The 7,283-nt window shown below is 47.6% G+C and carries 6 protein-coding genes; 4 read left to right on the forward strand and 2 right to left on the reverse strand.

Annotated elements, in window-relative coordinates; translation table 11 throughout:
* Window positions 1-37: 37 nt before the first annotated feature.
* The gene (locus ACLFWI_RS23235; RefSeq protein WP_446414897.1) at window positions 38-2,344 is read right to left on the reverse strand and encodes a cation:proton antiporter domain-containing protein; all 2,307 of its coding nucleotides are present in this window, start codon (window positions 2,342-2,344) and stop codon (window positions 38-40) included.
* 435 nt (window positions 2,345-2,779) lie between these two features.
* Between ACLFWI_RS23235 and ACLFWI_RS23240 the strand changes: the two genes are divergently transcribed.
* Window positions 2,780-3,742, forward strand: coding sequence for a M23 family metallopeptidase (locus tag ACLFWI_RS23240; protein WP_446414898.1), 963 nt, complete (start codon window positions 2,780-2,782; stop codon window positions 3,740-3,742).
* 122 nt (window positions 3,743-3,864) lie between these two features.
* Complete coding sequence (locus tag ACLFWI_RS23245; RefSeq protein ID WP_446379170.1) at window positions 3,865-4,419, forward strand: late competence development ComFB family protein; 555 nt, start codon at window positions 3,865-3,867, stop codon at window positions 4,417-4,419.
* A 201-nt stretch (window positions 4,420-4,620) separates the two neighbouring features.
* Here ACLFWI_RS23245 and ACLFWI_RS23250 read toward each other — a convergent pair whose 3' ends face one another.
* Window positions 4,621-5,334: a L,D-transpeptidase gene (locus ACLFWI_RS23250; RefSeq protein ID WP_446414899.1), complete on the reverse strand. Its 714-nt coding sequence runs from the start codon at window positions 5,332-5,334 to the stop codon at window positions 4,621-4,623.
* 353 nt (window positions 5,335-5,687) lie between these two features.
* Between ACLFWI_RS23250 and ACLFWI_RS23255 the strand changes: the two genes are divergently transcribed.
* Window positions 5,688-6,344 carry a sigma-70 family RNA polymerase sigma factor gene (locus tag ACLFWI_RS23255; protein ID WP_044204213.1) on the forward strand — a complete coding sequence of 219 codons (657 nt, stop codon included), beginning with the start codon at window positions 5,688-5,690 and terminating at the stop codon, window positions 6,342-6,344.
* Between the two features lie 422 nt (window positions 6,345-6,766).
* Window positions 6,767-7,283, forward strand: a 517-nt coding sequence (locus ACLFWI_RS23260) for an anti-sigma factor family protein (protein ID WP_446414900.1), incomplete at its 3' end; no start/stop codon positions are given.

The raw sequence follows: 7,283 nt of genomic DNA on the forward strand, positions 1-7,283 counted from the left end.
TGTCATTTGTCATTTGTCATTTGTCATTTGTCATTTGTCATTTGTCATTTGTCAGAGTTTGATGAAGCGGAACATCGGTGATACTACTATCAGGCAGGGGTGTTAACCACTCCTGTAATTGATTTAGGGGATAACTTCCGCCACACAATAGCAGGTGATCTTGCGCTCGAATTTCGGCATTTCCATCGGGAAAAGGGATAAACCTTCCTTCTCGACGGATTGCCTGCACCTGAATCCCATATTGACGCCGCCAATGGAGTTGGGACAGAGTTTTGCCACGGGCGGGACTTTCTGGAGGTATCAACACCCATTGACAGGGACTGCTGGTGGCAGGATTTGTCATTTCTCCCTTTGCCAATTTCTTAAAGGCAGAAAGTTCATCAGGTTCACCCACCGCTAAAAGGCGATCGCCTTCCTCCAAACTCACCCCAGCATCGGGATAATCGATTTCCTCGCCATCAGCCCGACGAATCGCCACCAAGCTAACCCCAGTTAAGCGGCGAATATCGGCTTGTTCTAACGTCATACCCGTCAGCGGAGAATCCTCTGGCAAATCATACCACTTACTATTCATCATCTCAGCCGCCGTCCGTAAATCGCGGGCAATTTGAGACTGAGGTTGTTCGGGGCGCAAATCCAAATAATGGGAAGTGCGAATTTTTTCCATTTCCTGCTGAATCACCCAATTGGGAACGCCAATCCCTGACATCAAATGCGTCGCTAACTCCAAAGACGCCTCAAACTCCGGTTGCACCACCTCTCGCGCCCCCAGTTGGTACAGCAGTTCGATCTCCCGATCCTTATTCGCTCGTACTACGATATCTAAATTGGGGTTTAATTCTAGCGATCGCTTTAAACATAACCGACTACTCATGGCATCAGACAAAACAATCACCATAGATTTTGCCCGTTCTATCCCAGCTTTATCCAAAACATGTAAACTAGCCGCATTACCGTAAACATAAGGAATTCCCGCCTCTCGTAATTGCCCAATCACCTGCTCTGACTGCTCAACCACCAAAATCGGATAATTATGTTCTCGCATCAGTCGCACCAGATTGCGTCCGCTGCGCCCGTACCCACAAATCACCAGATGGTCTTTTAGCTGTTGGCTATTAAGTGATACGGCTTTCGGAGTTTCCATCGGTTCAAAATACCGTTTTAAGGGCGGAAAATTCTCTAACCAGTTCAATGCCAAGGGTGTTAATCGTAAGAGAAACGGTGTCACAATTAACGTCACTGCCGTTGTGCCTAAAATTAAAAGATATACCGGGCGAGAAACCAATCCCAATGTTTGCCCTTCACTGGCTAGCACAAACGAGAATTCCCCAATTTGAGCTAACCCCAGACCTGCCAAAATTGCTGTTTTTAAGGGATAGCCAAATAGTTTGATAATTGGTGTTATAATTAAAGACTTACCCACCGAAACCAACAAGACTAATCCCAAAATTAATTCCAGGTTAGTCCACAGGAAAATGGGATCAATTAGCATTCCAATCGCCGCAAAAAATAGGGCAGCAAAGACATCCCGCAGGGGTTCGACATAAGTTAAGGTTTGATCGGCATATTCCACCTCGGAAATCATTAACCCCGCGACAAACGCCCCCATTTCAATCGAAAGTCCCAACTCTTCCGTCAATAGGGCAATTCCCATACATAAACTCACAACTCCGAGTAAAAATAACTCTCGGCTTTCGGTACGGGCAAGGAATCGTAATAACGAAGGAATTAACCATATCCCTACGGCTATGGCACCCGCGGCAAATAGACCAATTTTCAATAGGGCAAGTCCTACGGCTATACCAATCACTTCACTGGGTTGGTCTAAAGCCGGGAGTACCGCCAACATTAACCCCAACGCCAAGTCTTGCACCACCAAAATGCCTAGCATCACCTGCCCGTGGGGGGTTTCGGTTTCGTTGCGTTCCATCAAGCATTTGAGAACCACCGCCGTGGACGACAACGACAAAATTGCTCCCAAAAACACACCTTGGGCGGGAGACGTGACCCAACCCATACCCAGAGAGACTAATGTGGTGACTAAGATAGTCAGGACGATTTGGAGTCCACCACCGCCTAGGGCAATCTTTTGCACTTTTTTCAGTTCCGCCAGGGAAAACTCCACCCCTAGGGCAAAGAGTAAAAATGCTACACCAAACTGAGCCAGGGTTTCAATTTGGATCACCTCTTTAATTAGACCCAAACCTGCCGGACCGACAATCATACCCCCGACGATATAGCCCAAGAGCGGGGGTTGACGGCATAAGGATGCCAAGAGTCCGCCAGCCGCTGCTGATGCCAGAACAGATACGAAGTCGATAATCAGTCGGAAGTCTTCTTGCACTGGTGCGTTATCAAAATTAAAGTGCTATATCCTTCTAGGATACAAATTTTCTTAAGATTTCCAACAATTTGTTAAACCCTGCAACATTCTGTGCCAACAGATCTGGCTTTCAACGGGCGGATCGAGCCATTCCTCGTCACTCGGCGACCTTCACCCTATTTAGGTTTTTGGTGATAGCTAAGAGAATCGTAGAGTAATTGATCTGAGGCTCCAGTTATTCGCTCACTACTGATATGTAAAGCGCAAACCTTCTAATGCATTACTTTTGCCAGAAGCATTCGCACCGATTAAGACAGGATAACTCTCATCTGACATCCTCTTAATAAACTGGCATTTCCAGATATCATGTATTTTAGTTCAACGGTTGGAACTTACCCCTTGAGTGCGATCGCCTTATTTTGTGGTAACAGTTTGAATTGAGGTTCAAGACGCTAAATGGTTGAAGACATTGAAAAAGCCAGACTCAACACCCACAGTTCAGGAATTCCCAGTCAACCGCCTCTAGTCACTAGGCGACGTTTCCCTGCCAAACCATTGGGGAGCCAAGGACGGTGGACTACAGCGCTAACTGTAGGTCTAGCAACAGTTTTGGCGATCAAGAGTCAAGCTGCGATCGCGCTGCAAGTGCGCGTAACCCCAGAAAGCCCTCAGTTAGGGGATACACTATCTGTGATGATTGACACAGAAACCACGACTCAACCGCCAAGGGTGTCCATCGGGCAAAAAATCTATCCTGCCTTTCCTGTCGCCGCCAATCGCTATCGCGCCTTACTCCCAACCACTCCTCTGGATAAACCTGGAAGTCTGCAAGTTCAAGTGACTGGAGATGGTGAGGTGAGGAACCTGGCTGTATCCCTGAGAAATCGTTCGTTTCCTACCCAACGTATCCGACTATCGGGTAGCGCCAACCGATCCGCCACAGAACTGGAACTCAATCGGGTGGCTGAGTTTAAAACATTGGTGACGCCGCAAAAGTTCTGGAATGGACCGTTGGTCAGACCTAATGTAGGTCGAGTGTCTACGGTGTTTGGCGTGCGTCGTTATTATAACGGAGTATTTGCCGAAGATTATTATCATCGGGGCGTTGATTACGCGGCGGGAACAGGTTCACCTGTTGTCGCCCCCGCCGCCGGACGAGTGGCGTTAGTGGGACGAGAATCAGAGGGGTTTAATGTTCATGGCAATACAGTCGGAATTGACCATGGTCAAGGGGTGTTGAGTATTATGCTGCACCTAAATCAAATCGACGTTCAAGAAGGAGATTTTGTCCAAGCCGGTCAAAGAATTGGTACAGTGGGTTCAACGGGAGCTTCTACGGGACCGCATTTGCACTGGGGACTGTATGTTCATGGCATTGCTGTAGATCCAGTGCCCTGGAGATTTGAAGGTATTGACTAACACAGGGTTTAAGTTTTTTTGAAGTTTTTCCCCATCTTATACACTTATGGGTTTTGTTTAAGGTAAACTCTGGTAAGTCTCCCTTTGATTCGGGCTACTAATGGGCAATACAATCCAACACCATGAGTATTGAAAAAATCGTAGAACAAGCTCTGCAAGATGGTTACTTAACCCCAGTCATGGAAACTGAGGTTGGGCGTATTTGTGATACAGCCTCAGAGCTTTCGATCGAAGAATATATGGCGTTGGATCGCCTGATGGGAGCGCTGTTGACGGGTGAAGTCGTCGCCGTTCCGCGCAAGCAGTTTATTAACGTGATGGAGGAGTTGGTACTCACCGAAGCAATCGCGCAAGTGGCGGAAATTGAAGCAACTAGCGATCAGGTGCTGGATGTGGGCGATATTGCCGCCTATGCTCTGAATCGACTTCCCCCTCTATATGCTACGACAGAAGAAGGGGCAAAATACCAACGTCAACGAGCCAGAGAAGAACTACAAGAGTTGATTACTCAGCAAGTTGATACGGCGATCATGCAAAATCAGCATCGACCAGATTTTGGCTCTGAACGCCAAGCTCTTCGTAGAGGTAGCGGCAAAGATTTGTTCCAGCAGGTGAGTTCCTTACTCCAAGATTACGCCCCCAACTTTGAACCCAAATCTGATCTCAAAAGTCCCTAGAGGCGCAGGGGAAGCAGGGGAAGCAGGGGAAGCAGGGGAAGCAGGGGAAGCAGGGAAAGCAGGGGAAGCAGAGACGTTCCGATAAAACATCTTTTGTAGGGGCGGGTTTTACCACTAACGTTTCGTTTTCAACCTGATATAACTAAACCCGCCCCGACCTAACCGTTCGATTATCACAAATGACCAATGACCAATGACGAATCATTCCCGCACCAAGACAGGGGTGCCAATTTGAATTTGTTCATACAGCGCCTGAATATCAGTATTTCGCATCCGTAAACAGCCGTGAGAAATTGGTCTGCCAACTAGATCTTCATCATTAGTGCCATGAAAGCCTATCTGATGGTGTTCGTCAGACCAAAATCCGATCCAGCGATCGCCTAAGGGGTTATCAGGTCCAGTGGGGATTAAGTCGCCCGTAATCGGTTGTCGCCAGATGGGATTACGCTGCTTGCGGAGAACCTTGAAGCGACCTGTAGGTGTTTCCCAACCGGGTTGACCCACAGCAACTGGATAGCTAGCGAGTTCTTGCTTTCCCCAGTAAATATACACCTTGGCATCACTCAAATCCACAACTAATCGCACATTCAGAGCGGCTATTGCCTGGTTCAGATGGGGAGTCAGCGGTAATGCTTGGGCGATCGCGTTTCGCTCAGAAGAACCTGGATGGGGTACAATTAATCCGGCTAAGGGAACAGGAGCATCTAAACCCCATCCCCAATCAAGGGTCATTCGCTCTCTTATCCATTCACCGTACTTCCCAGGTGACTGGGGTGAGTCTAACTCGCTCTCATCCTCCAATCCAGGAAATGTCTTCTGAACCGATTGGGCAATCTCAGAGGGGAGTTGTATTGATTGACGTTGTTGCCACGCCACTGACAATAATAATCCTGCTGCTCCAAAGCAAAGCAGCATCAAGCTAGTTTTTAGTGAGAAAGTTCCGCCCATAATGACTTAGGAGGCTATCACAACCGAAGCAACTCTAACTTATCAAAACCACTTTATATTTGACATTGGCAGCCGTCCCCCCCTTTTTTCCGGATCGGATGCCTTTCCTCTAGAAGAATGATGATAGACTTTTCCAGATGCCATATTGAAACTTGACGGGAAAGATTACCCGTTTGGAGGATGTAGTTGGTAGGTTTGAATAGAGATAATTGAAATTTAGTTTATTCACCCCAACCAAGCCTTTGCTAATCTAAGCGGGAACTCTACGTGAAGTCAGGCGTCTGTGAAAAGTAAGGATGTTCTAGCACCCATTACCATCCATGAGCCAATCGATTTCTCTATCCTGGTCCCCGGTTGAGGTCACACCCAATAATGTGACGGTGCAACCTGAAAAACTCTCGAACTACGATTTAATTTTGCGCTGTCAGGACGGTATTACTCCTGACCGGGCTGCTTTTGCTGAACTGCTACGCCGATATCAGTCCCATGTGGAGAAGGTTTTATACCATCTGGCTCCAGATTGGCAGGACAGACCTGACTTGGCGCAAGAAGTTTGGATTAGAGTTTACCGGAATATTAAGCGCCTCAAGGAACCCGTCAAATTTAAGGGTTGGTTGAGTCGTATCACGACCAATCTTTTCTATGATGAGCTACGCAAACGCAAACGGGTAGCTCCGCCATTGTCACTGGATGCACCGCGTCGGATGGATGATGGTGAGATGGATTGGGAAATTGCTGCTGATGGTCCAAGTCCAGAAGACAATATGGCAACGCGGGAATTCTACGCCCAGCTACGAGAAGCCATTAAAGACTTGCCAGAAGCATTCCGCACGACTATTGTCTTGCGAGAAATTGAAGGGATGGCTTATGAAGAGATTGCCGAAATTACAGGCGTATCCCTGGGAACCGTCAAGTCGCGTATCGCTAGAGCCCGCTCAAGACTACAATCTCAACTGCAACCCTATCTAGATGTTTAATGGTCTCTGGATGAGAAGGGAGAAATTATTTCCCTACACCAAAATTCATTCTATCATGGGATATATAACGTCTTGGGTGAAGTAATCCCAAACGCTTGAGGGCAACGGGATGAAGGGTGTAATAGTTCACCCAAGTCTTGCGTTACACTGATTAAGGTCAACTTTCAACTATTATTTGCCAAGCTGCAAAAGCTGGCACGTTAACGGTAAAAGACGTTAACGGTAAAAGTCAAACCTGATCAGCTAATACAGTTTAACAGTGGGGCTGGGCATCTCCTCACTATAAAACGCCAACAGCGTAATTGATAAGATTACGACCAAGGAAGCCCATAGGCTCTCTCGAATAGAGTCAGTTTGGGATGATGTCACAAACGATAACGATCCATAATTGAGCGCTAGTGAAGACTCGGTGGTGATCTAAAATGAACTCTAATTTTGATGCTCATAACTGTTCCGGGCAAAAAGCTGCCAGAGACATGGATAGTCTACAGCGCGATCGCTTTGAACTCATCAGTGCCTACATCGATGGTGAGGTGACAGCAGCCGAGCGCTATCAAGTGCAAGATTGGTTAGCAAATGATGCCAATAGCCAGCGCTTGTATGCTCGACTGATGAAGCTACGCCAAGGGTTGCATCAGCTCCCCGTACCTGCCACTCAGGTAACCACTCAAGAGACGGCAAATCAGGTGTTTACCCGCATTGATCGCCGCCGCATACGGAACACCATGGTTTGGGGTGGCGCTGCGATCGCCGCGATGTTTGTCAGTGCCTTTTCTGGGATACTCCCTGGTAGTCAGTTTATGCCACGGTTGGCTCAAACTCCTGTAACAGAAAAGGCGGCGGAGCCTCTAATGATTGCAGTGAACCGTCCAGTTATCCAAATCCCCAAAGCTAAAAGTGCCTCGCCGGAAAATTTTATTGATTCTGCCATCTTCAACC

The sequence above is a fragment of the Coleofasciculus sp. genome (assembly GCF_046539235.1).
Classification (GTDB): Bacteria; Cyanobacteriota; Cyanobacteriia; order Cyanobacteriales; family Coleofasciculaceae; genus Coleofasciculus.

Coding starts and splice junctions, on each gene's coding strand:
- ACLFWI_RS23240 (WP_446414898.1), top strand. CDS start 2,780: ATGGTTGAAGACATTGAAAAAGCCAGACTCAACACCCACAGTTCAGGA.
- ACLFWI_RS23245 (WP_446379170.1), top strand. CDS start 3,865: ATGAGTATTGAAAAAATCGTAGAACAAGCTCTGCAAGATGGTTACTTA.
- ACLFWI_RS23250 (WP_446414899.1), bottom strand. CDS start 5,334: ATGCTGCTTTGCTTTGGAGCAGCAGGATTATTATTGTCAGTGGCGTGG.
- ACLFWI_RS23255 (WP_044204213.1), top strand. CDS start 5,688: ATGAGCCAATCGATTTCTCTATCCTGGTCCCCGGTTGAGGTCACACCC.